Source organism: Streptomyces melanogenes, assembly GCF_014649795.1.
Classification (GTDB): Bacteria; Actinomycetota; Actinomycetes; order Streptomycetales; family Streptomycetaceae; genus Streptomyces; species Streptomyces noboritoensis.
Genome location: NZ_BMTS01000029.1, coordinates 1 through 17,986, shown reverse-complemented (window position 1 = coordinate 17,986; position 17,986 = coordinate 1). Strand labels below are relative to the sequence as shown.

Here is a 17,986-nt window from a genome sequence, read left to right as displayed (position 1 = left end):
CCCGGCTCGCGTTCAGCCTTCGATGCGCAGGGCGAGCGCCGGGCACCGCCGTACGGCCTTGAGGGCGTCCTCGCCGTACTCCGGCCCCAGCGCCATCCTGGGCGACACCGGATAGGAGTCGGGGCCGAGCTGGACGACGTCCGGCAGGACGTCGGCGCACAGTCCGTGGCCCCGGCACAGCGTCCAGTCCACCACCAGGCTCTGGTTCTTCGCCTCCTCCTCGTTGGTCAGCGGGAGCACGCCCAGGACGGGCCGCCCGCAGCCGTCCGACTGGACGTGGCGGGCGACATCGTCCTCGAAGACCGAGATCGCGGAGGCGACGAAGTCGGACGTACCGTCCGGATGGCTGCACGCGCCGCGCCCCTTGACCCCCTTGATGTGGGTGAACACCGCGTCGTACGCGGGCAGTCCGCCGCCGCTCGCGAGCGCCGCCAGCTCGTCGGCGAGCCGGGCGAGCCCCCACACGCACGGGCCGCACTGCTGGGCCGACTGGTCGGCCATCCACCGGGCCACCCGCGCGACCTCACCCAGGGGACAGGTGTCCTCGGGCACCGGCAGCACGGCCCCGGCGCCGAGCCTGGCCCCCAGCGCTTTCATGGACTCCCGGGAGACCAGCGCCTTCTGCGCCGCGACCGGGTCGAGCCACAGGCCGTGGTAGCCGCCGACCAGCACCCCCTGCCCGGCCGCCATGCCACACATCTCCAGCACGTAGTTGAGCGGGACGCCGGTCGGGCACTCCACCACGAGGGCACCGGACATGGTCAGCAGCACGGTCCCCGGCTCCTCGTCCAGACCCGTCCTGCGGTAGCCCGCCGCGCCGAGCCGGGAGGCCACGGCCAGCTGGGCGAACGTCTCCGTGTTGGAGAACAGCGTCGGCACACCGTCCAGGCCCCGCTCACTGGTGCGGACCTTGCGCCCGGTGGGCAGCGCCGGGCCGTTGTTGAGGCCGTTGGTCATGGCGGTGCTCTCACCGGTGACGAAGCGCTCCGGCAGCCGTTCGGCCGCGATGTCGATGACGGAAGGGCCCCGCTCGGACAGCGCGTCGAGAAGCGCCTTCTCGACGTCGGGGCGGGTCACCCCGATGACGACCTGGTCCGCGCCGATGGCCGCCGCCGCCAGCTCCGCCCCGTCGATCACCAGGTGCGGGGTGCGCAGCAGCAGCGCCGTGTCCTTGAGGCAACTCGGCTCCCCCTCACTGCCGTTCACGATCACGGCGGGTTTGACGGTGCCGCCCTCCGCCGACTTCATCACGGCCTGGAGTTTGCGGGCGAAGGGGAATCCCGCGCCGCCACGGCCCCGCAGGTCGATGGCGGTCGCCAGCTCCACGAGGTCGTCGGTGCGCAGCAGCCTCAGCGGCCCGTGGGCGTCCAGGTGCTGGTCGCGGTCCATCCGCTCCGCGTTCTCCAGTCCCGCGAGCAGGGTGGGAGGCCCGAAGGACATGATGTCGGGCTGGACGAGGCTCATTCCGACCGCCTCTCGTAGACCAGACGCGAGGGAACCCCCTGCGTGGGGGTGCTGCCGGGAGCCGGGCCCCGTACCGCCGAGGGCGGCGGGTAGGCGGGCGTCTGTTGCTGGGGCGGCGCCGCCGACGGCGGCGCTGCCCGCGCCTCGCGCCGCGGCTGCTTCTGCCCGTCGAGCCCGGTCCCGGCCCGCAGCCGCAGCAGCAGGACGACGGCGACGAGTGCGACGCAGGCGGTGTACGAGAACGTCACCCAGTCGGCCGCCTCGCGCCCCGCCTTCAGCCCGTGGAGCAGCGCCGCGCCCCAGCCGAGGTAGGCCGCCATGTGCAGCACCCGCCACTGCCGGGACCGCTGCGGGGAGGTGAACGCGCTGCGCGCCGCCCCGGTGAGGGCCACTCCCACGAACGTGTAGCCGGCCAGCGTGCCCAGTCCGACGAGGACGGGCTGCGTGGAGTCGGTGAACGGCAGGGCCGCCGCCGAGGCCGACGTCCGGTCGCGGGCGACCTTGATCCAGATGTGCAGGGCGAGGAAGGCGAGCCCGGCGACCGCGAGCACGCGGTGGACGCGCTGGGTGAACAACCGGTGTTCGGAGTAGAGGAGTGTGCGGTCGGGGGCCAGCAGGCCCCACATGACCGCCGAGGTGAGGGAGACCAGGGCCAGCACTCCGGCGCCGAAGTCGAGGAAGTCCTGGATGAGGGGCGAGAACTGCACGGCGGTGACGAACAGGGTGGCGAGCGCCGCGACGACCAGGAGCCCAACGCCGGGCAGCAGGCTCATGCGCCGGGCCACGGCGTCTCTGATCGCCTCCGTCTCGGGAGGCCCGGCCGACCCGCCGCGGGGTCGGGAACGCTGACTGGGGGGCATAGGGCTTGGTCCTTCGGGTCATACGGGTGCGGTGCCCGCAAGGGGCTGCCCGCACAAGACGGTCGTGGGTCGAGGTGATCTGGGCGGGCGGCCGGTCAGTGGGCCGGGGTTTGCCCGTGTGCGCTCTCGTGGGGCTCGGCGCTGGGATCGGCGTGGGGCGCGGTCCCGTGGGAGGCCGTGGGGTGCCCGCTCTCGTGGGGTTCCGTATGCGGCTGACCGGTGCCGTGGGGGTCCGCGTGGGCAGCGCCGTGGGAGGGCGCCTTCTGCAACTCGCCCCCGAGCTTCGCCTTCAGTGCCTCGGTCGCGCCCTCGGGCTGGCAGACGATGACCCACCGCGGCCCCACCAGGTAGGTGCCGCCGTACGCCTCCGCCTCGTCCAGCCACACCTGTTCGCCCTCGCGGGTGGCGAAGCTCATCACCCGGTATTGGGTCCCCTTGGCCGCGCAGGCCGCCTCGTGCAGTTCCTCGGCGGTCACCGCCGTATCGAGCGTGCAGCCGATGGCCGCGGCGATCTTCTCGGTCGGCGGAGGCTCCTCCTGTTCCTCGCCCACGAAGTCCTCATGGACCGAGAGGCCCAGCGAACCCAGTGCCACCACCAGACAGGCGGTCAGGACGACCAGACGCTTCATGGTGTGCCGCCTCCGTCGCCGAGTGCGCTATTTGAGCAGGCCGTTGCCGCCCTGTCCGACCGCCGACCAGCAGCGGTGGAGGCCCTGTCCGTTGGCGTCCCCGGACCGCCGGTCACCGTTGAACGTGAACATGGGCTCTCCGTTGATGACGAGCTGGAGGGTTCCGTCGGAGCGCGGCACACTGGTGATCAGTTTGACGTCGATGCCGCTGACCCGCGAAGGGTCCACGGCGCGGGCCGGAGTCCAGTTCCTGAGGCATTCGCCCCGGCAGGTCGACTGCTGCCTGCCGCCGCCGTTGCGGTACAGCGTCCGCCCGTTCGCGTCCCCGATGATCTGTCCGAGGACCGGCTGGACGATGACGACCAGGTCCTTGTCGCCGCGTCCGTTGTCGCCGCGTCCGCGCCCGTCCCCGGACGACCCGCCGCGCTGGCGGTTCTGATCGGCGTAGCCCGCGCCTCCCGAGCCTCCCATGTCACCCATGCCGCCGGAGCCCTGCGGCTTCTTGTCCTTGCCCTGGCCCTGGCCGCCTCCTCCGCCACCGGCCTTCTTGCCCTCGGGTGTGGACGCGAACCAGGTGCCCTTGACCCCCTGGCCCTTGGTGTCACCGGGGCGCGCGTCCTGCGAGTACCGGTAGAGCGGCCAGCCGCCCAGGGTCGCCTGCCGGGTGCCGTCGGTGCGCTGGACCGAACCGAGGTCGGCGGCCTTGATCCCGGTCCCGCCGGACACACCGTCGGCGGGCACCGGGGGCCATGTCTTGGCGCAGTCGCCGTCGCAGCTCGACTTGGGGGGCTGGGGCGTGTCGTTGTCGAACCGGTAGAGGGTGTTGCCCTGCCCGTCCGTCACGATGGATCCCAGTGCCGCATCCTGGCGTATGCCCAGTTGGCCGGGGCCCGAGCCGGCACCGGGCGCGGCGCCACCGGGAGCACCGCCAGGAGCGCCGGGGGGTGCGCTGCCTCCGAGGGAGGGCAGGCCCGGGGCTCCCCCGGCCCCGGCCCCAGCGGCGGGAACGGCCAGGGACGGCGCCGGGTCGGAGTCCTTGCTGCCGCACCCCGCCGTGAAGAGGAGGACGGCTGAGACCGCCCCGGTGACGACCGCACGGAGATGGCGTTTCCTCAACATCACTGCCCTTTCGTTTCGGCGGCACGGCTGCCGCCGCTCAGTCCTCGCACTGGCGGCCGCTGTTGATGCACTTCACGGCCTTGCGCATCAGGTCCTGCGGCATCACGTTGATGAAGTCCCCGTGGTCGGTGACCGGCTTGTGCACCTGCTCCGGGAAGCTGTCGATCGCGAAGAACGCGTTCTGGGGAACGTCGTAGGCGAGCCGCATGGTGAGCTTGGGGACGGCCTTGAACCGCTTCTGGCACGACCCGTCGTCCTGCGGGAACACCACGTGCGTACGGTGGTTGGCACTGTCGATGTTCTTGCCGTCCCAGCAGCTCGGAAATTCGAGGTTCCGCTCGACCCGGCTGCCCTGCGGGCAGATCGGGTACTTGTCCTTGAGCCGACGGTCCTCGAAGCCGGTACAGGTCCACGAGGCGTTGGCGTTCTTGATGCCGTCGGTGAAGGCCTTGGCGTCGCCCGTGATGACCCGCATCAAGGGCGGCATCTCCGTCACGTTGTCGGCGGGGTTCCCCTCCATGACGAGCTTCACGTCGGCGGGCTGGAGGATCTTGCCGACGTTCTTGTCCTGCCCGCCTCCCGGCGCCTTCGCGTCGCGCTCGCGCGAGCCGTCCAGCACACGCAGGACCGGCCAGTAGTACGCCGATTTGTCACCGTTGCGGCAGGTCGTGCCCGCTCCGGCGAGTTTGTTGTCCGAGGAGAACGCGCCGGTTTCCAGGTTGCCCACATAGTCGTGCATGTGGTGCGCGCCATTGCTCACACCGGGCGCCACGATGACGTTGTCGGGATTCGAATGACCGTTTTCATTACGACCGCACTCGGATGTGAATTGTCCGCCGCCGGATGCCTTTTGCTTATCCCCCTTGCTCCCGCCATCGGGGCGGACCTGGGTAATGTCCGCGAAATCCTGGCGAGAGAGACCCCGGCCCCCCTTGGCGTTCTTCCCTTTACCGCCGCCGCGCCCCCGCAGGGAAACGATGCTGTCGGCCTCGCTCGATGCCGTGACGACCTTGCAGGACGCCATCTGCTTCGGGTCCATGGGAGGCGAGGAAGACCGGGCCAAGGCGTCGGAGATCCGCGTGAGCACCGGCATGCGCTGGGCGTAGAGGTCGTTCACCAGGGCGTCGCGCTTGGCGACCGGAGTCTTCTGGAGGCGGTCGTAGGCGCTGCCGACCTGCACGTCCAGGAGGGCGACACTCTCGTCGACCACGCGCTGGTCCGCGCCCGACACCTGGCTGAGGCTGTCGGTGAGGTCAGGGCACTGAAGGGTGCTGGCGAGCGCCACCAGGCCGGACGAACCGTCCTCGTAGTTCGATACGGCGACCATGGCCCCCGACCCCACGAGCCCCGCCACGGCGAGAAGGGGAATCCACTTCCCACGCTGAGACCGATTTCGATATCGATATCGACGACCACGCCGCATGCCGCTCTCCTAATCTGTGGCGATTCGCACTCGACACACCTGCAGGTAGCACGGTCCCGTAAATCAGCGACACGCTCAGGACAAGGATGACAATAAAGCATGGACATGCGGAGACCAGCGGTCCGTTCGAATTGGACAAAGAATGCGTCCGGTTGTCTTTGGATTGCCAAGGGGGTTCTCGGCGCACGGGCAGGGCTCATGAGTCGAGCAGCCCGGCGGTGCAGGCGAGCGTGGCCGCCTGCACCCTGTTCGCCACACCGAGGGCGCCCAGGAGTTCGCTGACCTGGGCCTTGACGCGGGACTCGGTGATGCCGAGCTCGACGCCGATCTGCGCGTTCGACAGACCGCGGGCGAGCAGCGCGAGGGTGCGGCGCTGCCGGCCGGAGAGCCGGTCCAGCTGTTCCTGGGCGCGGTTGGCGCGTACCGCGGTGGAGCACGCGTACCGGTCGATGAGGCGGCGGGTCATCGACGGCGAGATGAGGGCGTCGCCCGACTGCACGGTACGGACGGCGGCGATCAGGTCGTGGGGCGAGATGTCCTTGACGATGAACCCGTCCGCCCCGGCGTCGAGCGCCGCGTAGAGGTGCTCGTCGAGCGCGTGCGCGGTGAGGACGATGACGCGCGGGCGGAACGCTCCCCCGCCGAGCAGCTCACGGGTGGCGGCGAGCCCGTCTACGCGGGGCATGTTGATGTCGACGAGGACGATGTCGGGCCGGTGCGTGCGGACGGCGTCCACGACCTGCGAGCCGTCGCTGCCCTCGGCGACGACGACGATGTCGCCGGAGGCCTCCAGGATCAGCCGGATGCCCTGCCGTACGAGGGTCTCGTCGTCGACGAGCAGGACGCGGATCATGGGCTGTTCCCTCGGGTGGGGCCAGTGGGGATGGTCGCCTCCAGGAGGAAGCCCGCGTCGGAAGTCGGGGTGCTCACCAGCGAGCCGCCCATCGCCGTGACGCGCTCGCGCATGCCGACCAGGCCGTAGCCGCCGCTCGGCGGGCGTCCACCCGGCGGACTCGCGTCCGTGGCCGCCTCGTTGCGTACGCGTACGTGCAGGTCGCGCGAGCTCGCGGCGACGGTGAAGTGGACCGGGGCACCGGGTGCGTGCCGCAGGGAGTTGGAGAGTCCCTCCTGGACGACGCGGTAGGCGATGTCGTTGGCGGCCGCGCCCGCCTGCGTGAGCTCGCCGCTCATCTCCCACGACACGGCCGCGCCGGCCTGCTGGGTACGGAGCACCAGGTCCGCCACTTCGCGCTGCCAGACGGCGGTGACCTCCGCGTCCGGCACCGGCTCCCGCGCCGTGGGGTCGGAATCGGTGCGCAACACGTCGAGCAGATCCCGGAGTTCGGACATGGCCCGACGCCCGAGGTCGCCGATAAGCCGGGCGGTGTCGGCGACGGGGGCGTCCGTGGCGCGGATCTCCAGGGCCCCGGCCTGGATGACCGACAACCCGACGTAGTGCGCGACCACGTCGTGGAGGTCACGGGCGATACGGGTGCGCTCCTCCAGGCGGGCGTTGAGCGCCGACAGTTCCTGCTCCCGCTCCAGGCGGCGGGCGCGGTCGCGGGCGACGTCCAGGTACATGCGGTACGTACGGACCGATGCCGCGATCAGTACGGGGGCGGCGACCGCGGGGACGAGGTAATCCAGGACGTAGGTGTCGATCAGTACGGGGAGCGGGGGCGCGGGCAGCCCGGGCGGGGGTGGCGGGACGACCGCCGTGCCCACGATGGGTATCGCGGCACCGGCGAGGCCGGTGAACCCGGCCCAGCGGTAGCGCCCTTGGACGACGAGGGTGTACAGCGCGATCGGATAGAGGCCGCCCGCCCCGTGCAGCAGCAGGGCGGCGGTCGCCAGTACGGCGGGTATGAGGGGCAGGCGCCGCCGCAGGAGCAGCGAGACGGAGGCGGCCACGGAGACCGCGACGGCCAGGGGGGAGGTGTGGGGGACCGGCGCGCCGGGGCCGGCCGGGGGCGCGGGGGTCAGGGCGAGGGCGAGGGGGGCGAGCAAGGAGTAGGCGGTGGTGGCGGCGGCGAGGGCCACGTCCTGGGCGAAGCCGCGGAATTTGGAGCGCGGGGCCCTTCCCGGCCCCAGTCCCGGATCCGATCCCGATCCCGATCCCGGATCCGTCGTCGCCGTCGGCTCCAGGCCGGGCACCCTTTACACGCCCCGCGTAAACGGGGGTTGAGGCAGCCGTGGCGTGGGCGCCCCGGAGATGCGCCCACGTTTCCCGGCCTCCACGAGATCTGCCACGAAGGGGAGCGTAGTGAACAGTGGAACCGTAAAGCGGGGATTTGTCCGTTACTGACAGATCTCTGCGGGGCGGCCGTCCGGTTCATCAGGGGAGGATGGGGGGGTGGGAGAGGTGAGGGGTCGTCAGATGAAGGGCGGCATCTCCGGCATGACCCCGGGACCGCCTGGCATCCCCGGAGGGCCTTCGGGGCCGCCGGGCATCCCGGGAAGGTCTTCGGGGCCGCCCGGCATCCCGGGAAGGCCGGGCATGCCCGGTCCGATGGGACCGATAGGGCCGATGGGACCGCCCGGCCCGATGGGGCCATCCGGGATACCGGGCATACCCGGCGGACCCGGCATCCAGGGAGGCTCCGGCGCACCCGGCCACCCTCCAGGACCGCTCGGCATGCCGGGCATACCTGGCATGCCCCCAGGACCGCTGGGCATGCCAGGAGGCCCCGGCACACCGCCACCGCCACCGCCACCGCCACCGCCACCGCCCGGCATACCTCCGCCGCCCGCACCACCAGGCATCCCACCGGGCATTCCGCCAGGCATTCCGCCAGGCCCATGCCCGGGGAACCCCGGCATACCACCACCGCCCGGCGCCCCACCGGGCATCCCGCCCGGAAGGCCGGGTCCACCTCCGGGCCCACCCCCTCCGGGCGCACCTCCCGGCCCACCCCGGGAGTTCTGCCGCACCCAGTCCCGGAAGACAGTGACGTCCGCGTAGATCGCGTTGCCGGTGTCGCAGCGTGTTTCGTCCTCCGGCTTGTCCCCCGTACCCCTGCTCGTAGCCCCCACCAACTGCCACTTGTCGGCATTCTTGACGAGCGCGGGACCGCCCGAGTCACCGAAGCAGGCGGTGTCGCTCGCTGTCCCGCCGACGCACAGCTCCTTGCCCGCCACGAAGGTGCTGCCGCACGAACCAGCGGACTTGACCGCGGTGTTCAGCATCTTCAGCCGACGCGGCGGCTCCGGCTGGCAGCCCTTGACGGGGCACTTGTCCTGACCCCACCCGATCAGCCGCAGCTCCGCGTCCGCCTTCGGCGCGGCCGGAGCGATGGCGACGGGCGTGTTCGGTACGTCGCGGGCCAGGATCAGCAGCGCGATGTCACTGCCGCGCAGGTCCTTCGAGCCGCCGTAGGGCACCGTCCTGGCGACCTGGGCGAGGGTGCCACCGGCGGCGCGGTCGTTGGACCCGATACGTACCGTCATGGAACCGGGGGGCGGCCCCACCACACAGTGCTTCGCCGTCACCATGACGTGCGGGCCAACGAGCGTGGCACCGCAGCTGTGCTGCCCGTTGACCTGCAACGACCCCATGAAGGAGTACGTTTCCGCAGCGGGCTGCCCGCCGATGATCAGCGGTGCGTCCGCGTAGGCCGCGCTCAAGGCCGCCGCCGTACCCCCGCCGACGCCCAACGCCGCGAAGAGTCCCACCAGCGAGCGATTGATCTTCCTGCGATGCTTCATACCGACTGACCGACTCCGCCCGCGACTGAGTGGGAGACGAGCGGAGAGGGGAACCGCTCGTCAGCTACGGAACCAGCCAATACCGGCCGATCGTCGCAGGCGTCCGCCCCACGGCGGATCCTCAGCCGGCCGACCGGCCCCGCTCGGCGGCGAACCACTCCCGGCGCAAGTAGGCCCGTACGGCGTCGCGTTCGCAGTCCTGACACCCGTCCCCGAGCGCTGACGGCAGCGCGCCGGTGACACTGGTGCCGTGCCGCAGGTCGTACCGCACCAACTCGTCCGCGAGGTCCGAGGAGTCGGTACGAAGCTCGTCCCCGGCGGGCGGCCCCCCGGCCACTTCCCGGTACGGCCGAGGCAAATACCCACCAGGCACCTGGCACAAGGCAAGAACATCCAGAACGACCCCGCTCTCCAGCAGATCGTCCCGGCACTCCAGCGCCACCCCGAACGCCTCGCTCCGCAACACCTCCGTCGCCCCGCCCACATGGGCCGCCGCCAGGGAAAGGCGGTCCATGACATACCGGTACACCAACGCGGGAACGAGCTCGGCCACCCGCCCCAGATGCTCCCCGTAAGCGGCCCACGCCGCCCCACTGGCACCCCAGCCCTGCCAGGGCTCCTCCGCGACCGCCCGGTGTGCGCTCATGCCACGACGCTACCGGGGGGTGGGGGTTGGCGGGAACGGATCGATCCGGTTGCCCCGACCGGCCGGGGCGCGGACCGCGCGCTTGAGCGCGGGGGTGTTCTCCGCGTCAACTGTGCGCATGGCTTCGAGATCCGGGGCGACGTTGCCGTGCGCGCGGACACCACGGGCATGCTGATCGGCCGCGCTGCGGCGCAGCAACTCGTCGGCGAGGTCGGGGCGCTGCGAGGTCATGGGCTGCCCTCTCGGTCGCCAAGGGTGGCCTCCCACTTGCCTCACGAGAGGATCACGCCGTCGGGCGAGATCCTGGCGCGAGCGCCGTGTGGGCGAGGTAGGCGGTCCGGGTGCCGTCGCGTTCCTCGTAGCGTGCTTGTACACCGGGAACGGCGATTTCGGCGGCTGCGCGCGAGGGCAGCTGGTCGACCGTGGCGGCCCATTCGGCGCTTCCCGACCAGCACAGGCCGCCGACAGCGGACGCATGCCCGCGACGAACGAGCCTTCCTGGCTTGGTCAACTGTGTGAGTTCTGAGGGCTGGCGGTAGCCCTGACTCCTAGAGCGGTCGGACCCCAGTGGCGCAAGTTGTCGAGCGGCGTGGTTGGCCTCGATGCGGGAGATGACGGGGTCGGCCTTGATGTGTCCGTTGGCGGAGCAGACTCGATGGGGGCGTTGCCGGAGTCGGTGCCGGGGGCGGGCGTGTCGTCGAAGACGACTGCGACCCATGTCACCTTGGAGGGAGGGTTGTCGATGCGCCAGCGAACATGCCACCGGCCGTCCTGTGCCCGCGTCGCCTTGGGGGAGACCATCCACGATCCTGGCGAACGAGAAGCTGACCCTCCACGCTGCTGGGCAGCTTGAGCAGGGCTGGCGATCTTGGCCACCACGTAGACGTCCCAGCGCATCGGCAGCCCGGTGACCTGTCCGACAAAGTCGAACTCTTTGGCGGGCGGGTGGACCGTCGTTTCGGTCCACGACGTGAAACTCAGGGACAGCTGATGAACAGAGTCCGTTGAGTTGCTCGGCGGACCCTCAACCGGCGGGGGCGCCGTGCTCCGTCCGGCATTGGCCGAAGTATGGTCGCTCGCATTGCCGATCAAAGCCACGATGACGGCGCCGAGCAGCGCCACGACCGCGGCTACCAGTGTCTGCCATCGGTGCAAGCGGCTGAGGCGGTTCCGGATGCCAACCATGTAGTCCCCCGGCTCATGTCCTGAACTCAGCATGGAGCGGGGCCAAGCATCACGTCGGGTCCATGGGAGAACTTCCCTGTCTTCTTGGCGCATTGCATCACGCGCGCTCCCTCAGCGAGGCGCGATCACCCCAGGCCGAGGCCGGCGCGAACGTCTCGATGACGGCCGCCTCCCCCGCCAGGCAACAGCCCTCCCCCTCCGGCCAGTTATCACGGCGTGATAACCCGGCGGCGTTCCCGGAGGCAGCGAAGAAAGACGGCAGTCGTAATCCAGCCGGGCCAAGCAACCTAAGCCGATCGTCCGAACCCTCGCCCGATGCGCTTCCCCACGCCCGCTGCTCGGATAGTGGCGTGAGTGATCTTGTCAATGACCCAGAACCCGCCATCCGCCAACGCCTCGCCGAGGATAAGAACGTCTGGCTATGCACCGTACGTCCGAACGGCTCCGCCCACGTCACGCCCGTCTGGTTCGTCTACCAGGAATCCCGCTGGTGGATCGGAACGGACGCCACCTCCGTCAAGGTCAGAAACCTCCGCAAGGAGCCGCGCGTATCCCTGGCCTTGGAGGACGGCCGGTTCCCGGTCGTCGCCGAAGGAGACGCCACACTGATCCAGGAGGACGGCTTCCCCTACGAGGTCGTGACCGCCTTCGAGCGGAAGTACGGGTGGGACGTATCCGCCCCCACCCGCCCCGGAACCAGGCGCGTGCTGATGGAAGTGCGCGTACGCCGATGGCTGCTGGCCGGCACGGCCCAGTGACAGCGAGCGAGCGAGCGATGGACGTCGAGCAACCCCCGGGCCCAAACCCGCTACGCCGCGAACCCCACATTCGTCACATACTCATACTGCCCCCACTGCGACCCCAGATCCTCGATCACATCCGTCCACGCCCCGTCCAGCGCCTCCGCGTCCGCCGCCGCCCAAGCCTCCACGATGCGGTCCCACCGGCGTACGTTCAGCGCCCGGTACTCCACCACCCGCTGACGCGGACGCGGCACCTGGGACTGGTTCAGGGGGTGCAGCTCCACCCGTGTGCCGCCCGCCGAGTTGAGGCGGCGCAGCAGGTGGCGGGCCACGTTGTGGCGGCGGACCGTCCAGTACGCCGTGTCGATCCGCTCCAGGTTCGCCCGCGACGGACCCCGGCGCCCCTCCAGCCACGCCTTGACCGTACGGTCGGTCACCGTCAGCCCCGCCTCCCGCGCGGCGGCCCACGCATGCGGCGTACGCGTCAAGTAGTGCAGCCGCGCCATCAGGCCTCGCCTCACCGTCACCGGCGTCGCGATGCCGCCCGCCAGCGAGTCCAGGACCCGGGACACGGCCTCACTGCCCTTGATACCTCGGGCCCCGTACTTGCCGAACTCAAGGTTCTGCTCCGGCACTTCAGTCCTCCGTGCCCACCGCGCCAGCGGTATACGTGTCCTTGACCTTGACCTCCGTCACACCCCGCCCCTCCGCGAACACCCCGCGCCAGTCGCCGATGACATGGAGCTCGTCGGTGCCCATCGCCCGTACCACCGCCAAACCCTCGTCGTGCGCCTTGTACGCCTTCATCCAGAGGTTGGCGAACGCCTGGGAGCGGATGATGTGCATCCAGTCCGGACGGTACAGCTCGCGGTTGTAGTTCGACTCCCCCATGGTGGAGACGAACTTGGAGTACATCGCCTTCACGTACTCCAGTGTCACCTCGTCCCCGTCCGCGATCGCCGCGTCACGGGCGTCCTTGAGGGCGATACGGAACTTCTCCAGCAGGTTCTCCGTCGCCCCGGACGTGAACGACTCGTGGATCTCGGGGGGTTCGCACAAGCCGTACTTCGGCCCCGACAGGCGTTGCAGCAGGCGCAGGGTCGGCTCGGTCACCCACAGCGGGCCGGGCTCGTCGCGGTTGCCGATCGGGTTCGGCAGGACGTCCTCGTGCTCCCACACCGGCGGTGTGATCAGGTGGACGCCCGCCCGGCGCCGGTCGTGCGCGAAGCCGGTGGAGTGCTCCAGCTGCCCGAGCGGGAGGTGGGTCTTCAGGGCCGACAGGTACGCGCCGTTGATGTCGAGCGCCGTCACCTCGTGCTCCCCCGGCGGCAGCTCGCGCCGCGTCCACTTGGGGCGCGCCTCCCAGATCTGGTCGGCGCCCTTGGCGGTCTGCTTGCGCAGTACGTCCGGGATCCAGGGGTGGGCGATGATGTCGTAACGCGCCCCCTTGCGCGACTCGTCCAGCAGCCGCATCGCGTCCGGGATCGCCCGCTTGACCAGCGCGGCGGTGGCCGCCTCGATGTCCCCGTGGTGCTCGGCGAGGGCGCCGCGTACGGCGTGGGTGACGAGGTCGGTGGGCTCGGGACGGGGGGGCTGGAAGGCGCGGCGGGTCGAGGGTTTGGCGGACGGGGCTCCCGAGGGGCGCGCCGCTGCGGGCTGCGGCCGTGCATCGGCCGCTTTCTCGGTACGGGCCGGAGCCGCCGGGGCCGGAGCCGCCGGGGCCTCGACCACCTTCTCGGTACGGGCCGGAGCCGCCGCCGGTGCCTCGGCGTCGCACTCCGCCGGATCCAGATGCTGCGCAAACCCCGCCACCCGCTGCCGCGCCGGCCGCCCGCACAACACACACGGCTCGGGCGACCCGAGAAACTCGACGTCGTCCCCGGCGTCATCCACCTCATCCACCGACGAGGTCTCAGGCTCCACCACAGGTTCCGGCTCCGGCTCCGACTCCAGCCGCTCCCGCAACCCCTCCAGCAGATACGCGTACCGCGTACGCACCTCACCCGACGGGTCGCGCCCCGTCTCCCACCCGGTGACCGTCGACGGGCTCACCCCGAGCGCCCGCGCGACCTGCGCCTTCGACAGGCGGGCGGCCTCGCGCAGCCGCAGGCGCTGCTCGGGCGCCGGGAGCGCGGCCTCGGGCCCGACCGAGGCGAGCAGCGAGTCGATCGCGTCGAAGTCGCTCACGGTCCCACCACCCCGTCCTTCACGTTCACGTTCACGTTCACTTCTCGCCCGTACACAGGACATCGCAGTCGCGCGGCTAGCCTAGTCGCTCGGCGAGAAACGCCTCCCAGGTCCGCTCTCCCAGCACGGCCGTCCCGTCCAGGGACAGGTTCTCGCCGGCCCGGTACGCCCGCCCCGCCTTGCCCGGCAGGGGCACCGGCACCAGCAGCCGTCGCGTACCGCGCGCCTGGAGGTACGTACGGATCAGCTCCCCCATCCCGTACACCTTCGGCCCGGCCAGGTCCGGCGCCTGCCCGCACGGCCCGGCCAGGGTCAGCGCCACCAGCCTGTCCGCCACGTCGCGCGAGTCGACCGGCTGGAAGCGCAGGCCCGCCGGAACGGGCACGACCGGCAGCTTGGTCATCTTCCGCGCCATCAGCAGGACCAGGTCGTGGAACTGGGCCGCGCGCAGGACCGTCCACGGGATGCCGGACAGCCGCACCGCCTGCTCGGACGCCAGCTTCGTCCCGAACCAGCCCAGCGGGACGCGGTCCGCGCCGATGACGGAGATGTAGACGAAGTGGCGCACCCCGGCGCCGGAGGCGGCCCGTACGAGGTTGCGGGTCGCCTCGTCGTCGCCCTTGGGCCCGCCCGCCAGGTGCAGCACGGTGTCGGCGCCCTCGACCGCGCCCCCGAGCCCGTCGGACCGCAGCAGGTCGGCGGCGACGTACTCGGCACCGCCGCCGTCGTCGCGGCCGTGCCGGCTGAGTACGCGTACGTGGTGGCCCGCGTCCAGCAGGAGCGGGACGACGTGGCCGCCGAGCGTGCCGGTGCCACCGGTGACCAGGATCGTTGACGCCATCGCTGCTGCGCTCCTCGACTCATCGACGTACGTACGGGGACTCCCCCAGGAAGATGAGCAGGTCCGCGGTGATCTACTTCTCAGACACACCGCGCGTGAAGAAGGCGACCGGAGGAATGGGGCCAATGGACGAGCACATAACGCAGGAGCCGACGCAGACGCAGGCGCAAACACCGGAGCAGACCCGGACCCTGACGGACCGTTTCGAGCAGGACCGGACCCATCTGCGCTCGGTGGCGTACCGGATGCTCGGCTCGCTCGCCGAGGCCGAGGACGCCCTCCAGGACGCCTGGCTGCGCGCGAGCCGCGCCGACATCAGCGAAGTCGAGAACCTCGGCGGGTGGTTGACGACGGTCGTGGCCCGGGTGTGCCTGAACATGCTCCGCTCCCGCCGCACCCGGGGCGAGGACCCGCTGGACGAGGCGACCCCGGACGTCGAGACCGGCCCCGGCCAGGAGGAGGGGCGGCCCGACCCCGAGCAGGAAGCGGTCATGGCCGACTCGGTCGGGCACGCGCTGCTGGTCGTGCTCGACACGCTCGGCCCGGCGGAGCGGCTGGCGTTCGTGCTGCACGACATGTTCGCCGTGCCGTTCGACCAGATCGCCCCGATGATCGAGAAGACCCCGGCCACCGCCCGCCAGCTGGCCAGCCGCGCCCGCCGCCGCGTCAAGAGCGGCACCGCCGCGCCCGACCCCGACCAGTCGCGCCGCCGCCAGGTCGCCGAGGCGTTCCTGGCCGCCACGCGCGGCGGGGACTTCGAGGCCCTGGTCACCCTGCTCCACCCCGACGTGGTCCTGCGCGCCGACAAGTCGGTCGTCCCCTCCCCCGAGCCCATCTTCCTCGGCGGCGCCGTCACGGTCGCCAAGGCCGCGATGGCCGCGATCGGCCGCGCCCGCTTCACCGGAGTGGCCCTGGTCGACGGCACCCCCGGCCTCACGATGGCCCCCTACGGCCGCCTGCGCGTGGCCCTCCGCTTCACGTACACCGACGACACGATCACCGAGATCGACGTCATCGCGGAACCGGCCAGCCTGCGCGAACTGGAGATCGCGGTGGCCGACGCCTGACGGCGACCGCTCCCCCGGCCCCGACTCGACTCCACGAGAGTCGGGGCCGAGGGACATGGCTTCGGGCTCAGTCCAGCTCCACCGGTCCGTAGAGCGCGGACGCCACCCCGGTCATCAGAGCCCAGTAGCGGTCGCCGTACGACCAGTGCCACCACTCGGTGGGGTAGTTGACCAGCCCGGCCCGGGTCAGCGCGCCGCCCAGGATGTGGCGGTGCGAACGAGCGGCTTCACCGACGTTCTCCGCCCCGGTATAGCAGGCCCCCGCGCTCTCCTCCGGTGTCGCGTTCATCCGCGTACCCAGGTCCAGTTCGCGCCCTTCGGCGTCGGCGAGGGTGACGTCGACGGCCGCTCCCGCGCTGTGCGGGGCGATCTCCGGCGGAGAGACGTGGCGGCTGGCGGCGGAACGGATCCGGTCGGCGGGCCAGTCGGGGTGGTCGCCGCGTAACCGCGCCGCGTACTCGTCGAAGTAGTGGCGCTGCAACGACGGCGGGCGATACCCCTCGACGTACAGCAGCCGCAGCCCGTCAGGCAGCAGAGCCTGCGCTTCGAGCAGCCGGTCGAGCACCCCCTGTCGTACGTACGCGAAGGCGCCCCCGGAATCCTGCTGCTTGCGCTCGTCGACCAGGAGCGGAGCGGTCCGGTGCACGCTCACCAGACGGTCGCCGCACTCCTCGACACCCACGCGCGCGACCCTCGGATCCGACATCAAGATGATCTCAGTCATGACGAGATCCTCGCGCACCACCGAGGACAGCCATCCCCTGCACGACCTGCACCGACCCACCGACTACGCTCCCCGATCATGCACTTCTCAGCCGACGCCCTCCTCTTCGACAGCGACGAGACGCTCGTCTCCAGCATGCGCTCGGTCGTACGCGCGTGGACGAGCTGGGCCGAGGCGTACGGCATGACGCTTGAGGACGTCGCCCGCGTCGAGGTGCACGGGCGGCCGGCTGCCGCGATCGTGGCCGAGCTGCTGCCCGCCGCGCAGGTCGCCGAGGCCGTGGCGCGGCTGGAGGACGCCGAGGTCGCGGACGCGGTCGGGGGCGGCGTGGTGCCCGTACCGGGCGCGCCCGAACTCCTCGCCGCGCTCCCGCCGGACCGCTGGGCCGTGGTGACGTCCGGCACCCGGCGCGTGGCCGAGGCCCGGCTCGCCCAGGTCGGCATCCACCCCGCCCACCTGATCACGGTCGACGACATCACCCACCACAAGCCCCACCCCGAGCCGTTCCTCCTGGCCGCCGAGCGCCTCGGCGTCACCCCGGCCCGCTGCCTGGCCGTCGAGGACGCCCCCGCGGGCCTGACCTCGGCCCGCGCCGCCGGAATGAAGACCCTCGCCCTCGCCAGAACCCACAAGCCCCACGAACTCGACGCGGACGCGACGGTCACCGACCTCACCGCCGTATCCGTACGGGTCACGGCTACCGGCCTGGGAATTACCGTCAACTGACCGGCGGGGGCCCGTTACAAGCTGTACGAAGCGGCCCGCCGAAGTACCGGCGGGCCGTTGCGAAAGAGTCGAGCTGGAGACCCTCAGTGGGAGCGGACTGGCTCGGTCAGGAGGGGCAGCACAGCGGGAACTCCCGCAGCGGTCTGCTTGACGGTCGCACTGGCTACCTCACTCTGCATGCCGACGACGCTGCCTACCAGCCCTCCTCCCAGCGCCACAGCGCCTGCCGGGCCCGCCAGGGCCGACTCGGCGTCAGCCGACGCCACCGGCGCGGTGGCCAACATCCCCCCGGCCACCATCACGCCGATGGCTGTGATCTTACGAAGAACTTCCATCAGAAACTACCTGTTCCCTTTCCGTCTTTACGTGTATTCGGGAGTCCGTGACGGTGCGACACCTACATCCCGAGGCGCTCCGCGGCCATTCGAGTTCCTTCGACCCGCGCCCTGATCTTGGCGAATGCGGTGTCCCGGGGAGTCGACTGGTCGTCGGCGAAGGGGGCGAACCCGCAGTCGTCGCAGGTACCGAGCTGATTCACCGGGATGTATTGCGCGGCTTCCAGGACCCGGTCCCGTACCTCTTCCGGTGTCTCCACTTCGGGGTTGATGGGATCGGTCACTCCGATGAAGACGCGCTGGTTGGGTTTCACGTGGTCGCGCACCATCGC

17 protein-coding genes and 1 pseudogene are annotated in these 17,986 nt (G+C 71.1%); 3 read left to right on the top strand and 15 right to left on the bottom strand.

Features of this window, described 5'->3' with window-relative positions:
- Positions 1 to 12: 12 nt before the first annotated feature.
- The 10 genes from IE252_RS36970 to IE252_RS36925 form a co-directional block, all read right to left on the bottom strand.
- A complete protein-coding gene (locus IE252_RS36970) occupies positions 13 to 1,464 on the bottom strand; it encodes an NADH-quinone oxidoreductase subunit NuoF family protein (RefSeq protein ID WP_190093863.1) in 1,452 nt (483 codons plus the stop codon).
- Positions 1,461 to 2,237, bottom strand: coding sequence for a hypothetical protein (locus IE252_RS36965; RefSeq protein WP_190093862.1), 777 nt, complete (start codon positions 2,235 to 2,237; stop codon positions 1,461 to 1,463). The genes IE252_RS36970 and IE252_RS36965 overlap by 4 nt, the downstream gene beginning before the upstream one ends.
- A gap of 182 nt (positions 2,238 to 2,419) precedes the next feature.
- A complete protein-coding gene (locus tag IE252_RS36960; protein ID WP_190093861.1) occupies positions 2,420 to 2,953 on the bottom strand; it encodes a hypothetical protein in 534 nt (177 codons plus the stop codon).
- A gap of 27 nt (positions 2,954 to 2,980) precedes the next feature.
- Positions 2,981 to 4,072, bottom strand: coding sequence for an SCO0930 family lipoprotein (locus IE252_RS36955; RefSeq protein ID WP_190093860.1), 1,092 nt, complete (start codon positions 4,070 to 4,072; stop codon positions 2,981 to 2,983).
- A gap of 37 nt (positions 4,073 to 4,109) precedes the next feature.
- Positions 4,110 to 5,426 (bottom strand): DUF1996 domain-containing protein, encoded by a 1,317-nt coding sequence (locus IE252_RS36950; RefSeq protein WP_308434598.1) that lies wholly within the window; start codon positions 5,424 to 5,426, stop codon positions 4,110 to 4,112.
- Positions 5,427 to 5,691: 265 nt separating this feature from the next.
- Positions 5,692 to 6,348 (bottom strand): response regulator, encoded by a 657-nt coding sequence (locus tag IE252_RS36945; RefSeq protein ID WP_190093858.1) that lies wholly within the window; start codon positions 6,346 to 6,348, stop codon positions 5,692 to 5,694.
- A complete protein-coding gene (locus IE252_RS36940; RefSeq protein ID WP_190093857.1) occupies positions 6,345 to 7,535 on the bottom strand; it encodes a sensor histidine kinase in 1,191 nt (396 codons plus the stop codon). The genes IE252_RS36945 and IE252_RS36940 overlap by 4 nt, the downstream gene beginning before the upstream one ends.
- 333 nt (positions 7,536 to 7,868) lie before the next feature.
- Positions 7,869 to 9,200, bottom strand: a complete 1,332-nt coding sequence (locus tag IE252_RS36935; RefSeq protein WP_190093856.1) for a S1 family peptidase — start codon at positions 9,198 to 9,200, stop codon at positions 7,869 to 7,871.
- Between the two features lie 121 nt (positions 9,201 to 9,321).
- Positions 9,322 to 9,846: a hypothetical protein gene (locus IE252_RS36930; RefSeq protein ID WP_190093855.1), complete on the bottom strand. Its 525-nt coding sequence runs from the start codon at positions 9,844 to 9,846 to the stop codon at positions 9,322 to 9,324.
- Between the two features lie 9 nt (positions 9,847 to 9,855).
- On the bottom strand, positions 9,856 to 10,077 hold the full coding sequence (locus IE252_RS36925) for a hypothetical protein (protein WP_190093854.1): 222 nt from the start codon (positions 10,075 to 10,077) through the stop codon (positions 9,856 to 9,858).
- 1,304 nt (positions 10,078 to 11,381) lie between these two features.
- On the opposite strand from IE252_RS36925, the gene IE252_RS36920 reads away from it, so the two are divergent.
- A complete protein-coding gene (locus tag IE252_RS36920) occupies positions 11,382 to 11,789 on the top strand; it encodes a TIGR03618 family F420-dependent PPOX class oxidoreductase (RefSeq protein WP_229849038.1) in 408 nt (135 codons plus the stop codon).
- A 50-nt stretch (positions 11,790 to 11,839) separates the two neighbouring features.
- Here IE252_RS36920 and IE252_RS36915 read toward each other — a convergent pair whose 3' ends face one another.
- From IE252_RS36915 to IE252_RS36905, 3 genes are all read right to left on the bottom strand, one after another.
- Positions 11,840 to 12,409, bottom strand: coding sequence for a transcriptional regulator (locus tag IE252_RS36915; RefSeq protein WP_190093853.1), 570 nt, complete (start codon positions 12,407 to 12,409; stop codon positions 11,840 to 11,842).
- Position 12,410: 1 nt separating this feature from the next.
- Complete coding sequence (locus IE252_RS36910; RefSeq protein WP_190093852.1) at positions 12,411 to 13,961, bottom strand: helix-turn-helix domain-containing protein; 1,551 nt, start codon at positions 13,959 to 13,961, stop codon at positions 12,411 to 12,413.
- A 76-nt stretch (positions 13,962 to 14,037) separates the two neighbouring features.
- Positions 14,038 to 14,802 (bottom strand): SDR family oxidoreductase, encoded by a 765-nt coding sequence (locus tag IE252_RS36905; RefSeq protein WP_190093851.1) that lies wholly within the window; start codon positions 14,800 to 14,802, stop codon positions 14,038 to 14,040.
- Positions 14,803 to 15,047: 245 nt separating this feature from the next.
- Here IE252_RS36905 and IE252_RS36900 point away from each other — a divergent pair, with 245 nt between their 5' ends.
- Positions 15,048 to 15,869, top strand: a complete 822-nt coding sequence (locus IE252_RS36900; RefSeq protein WP_229849044.1) for a sigma-70 family RNA polymerase sigma factor — start codon at positions 15,048 to 15,050, stop codon at positions 15,867 to 15,869.
- A 67-nt stretch (positions 15,870 to 15,936) separates the two neighbouring features.
- On the opposite strand, the gene IE252_RS36895 is transcribed toward IE252_RS36900, so the two are convergent.
- The gene (locus tag IE252_RS36895; protein WP_190093849.1) at positions 15,937 to 16,593 is read right to left on the bottom strand and encodes a M15 family metallopeptidase; all 657 of its coding nucleotides are present in this window, start codon (positions 16,591 to 16,593) and stop codon (positions 15,937 to 15,939) included.
- A gap of 78 nt (positions 16,594 to 16,671) precedes the next feature.
- On the opposite strand from IE252_RS36895, the gene IE252_RS36890 reads away from it, so the two are divergent.
- Positions 16,672 to 17,319, top strand: a complete 648-nt coding sequence (locus IE252_RS36890) for an HAD-IA family hydrolase (RefSeq protein WP_190093848.1) — start codon at positions 16,672 to 16,674, stop codon at positions 17,317 to 17,319.
- 397 nt (positions 17,320 to 17,716) lie between these two features.
- Here IE252_RS36890 and IE252_RS36885 read toward each other — a convergent pair.
- Positions 17,717 to 17,986 (bottom strand): annotated as a pseudogene (locus IE252_RS36885) (5-methyltetrahydropteroyltriglutamate--homocysteine methyltransferase); the annotation flags it as partial.

Excerpts from the sequence above, each read along its gene's own strand:
- IE252_RS36970 (WP_190093863.1), bottom strand. The coding sequence starts at position 1,464 with ATGAGCCTCGTCCAGCCCGACATCATGTCCTTCGGGCCTCCCACCCTG.
- IE252_RS36965 (WP_190093862.1), bottom strand. The coding sequence starts at position 2,237 with ATGAGCCTGCTGCCCGGCGTTGGGCTCCTGGTCGTCGCGGCGCTCGCC.
- IE252_RS36960 (WP_190093861.1), bottom strand. The coding sequence starts at position 2,953 with ATGAAGCGTCTGGTCGTCCTGACCGCCTGTCTGGTGGTGGCACTGGGT.
- IE252_RS36955 (WP_190093860.1), bottom strand. The coding sequence starts at position 4,072 with ATGTTGAGGAAACGCCATCTCCGTGCGGTCGTCACCGGGGCGGTCTCA.
- IE252_RS36945 (WP_190093858.1), bottom strand. The coding sequence starts at position 6,348 with ATGATCCGCGTCCTGCTCGTCGACGACGAGACCCTCGTACGGCAGGGC.
- IE252_RS36935 (WP_190093856.1), bottom strand. The coding sequence starts at position 9,200 with ATGAAGCATCGCAGGAAGATCAATCGCTCGCTGGTGGGACTCTTCGCG.
- IE252_RS36930 (WP_190093855.1), bottom strand. The coding sequence starts at position 9,846 with ATGAGCGCACACCGGGCGGTCGCGGAGGAGCCCTGGCAGGGCTGGGGT.
- IE252_RS36925 (WP_190093854.1), bottom strand. The coding sequence starts at position 10,077 with ATGACCTCGCAGCGCCCCGACCTCGCCGACGAGTTGCTGCGCCGCAGC.
- IE252_RS36905 (WP_190093851.1), bottom strand. The coding sequence starts at position 14,802 with ATGGCGTCAACGATCCTGGTCACCGGTGGCACCGGCACGCTCGGCGGC.
- IE252_RS36900 (WP_229849044.1), top strand. The coding sequence starts at position 15,048 with ATGCTCGGCTCGCTCGCCGAGGCCGAGGACGCCCTCCAGGACGCCTGG.
- IE252_RS36895 (WP_190093849.1), bottom strand. The coding sequence starts at position 16,593 with ATGACTGAGATCATCTTGATGTCGGATCCGAGGGTCGCGCGCGTGGGT.
- IE252_RS36890 (WP_190093848.1), top strand. The coding sequence starts at position 16,672 with ATGCACTTCTCAGCCGACGCCCTCCTCTTCGACAGCGACGAGACGCTC.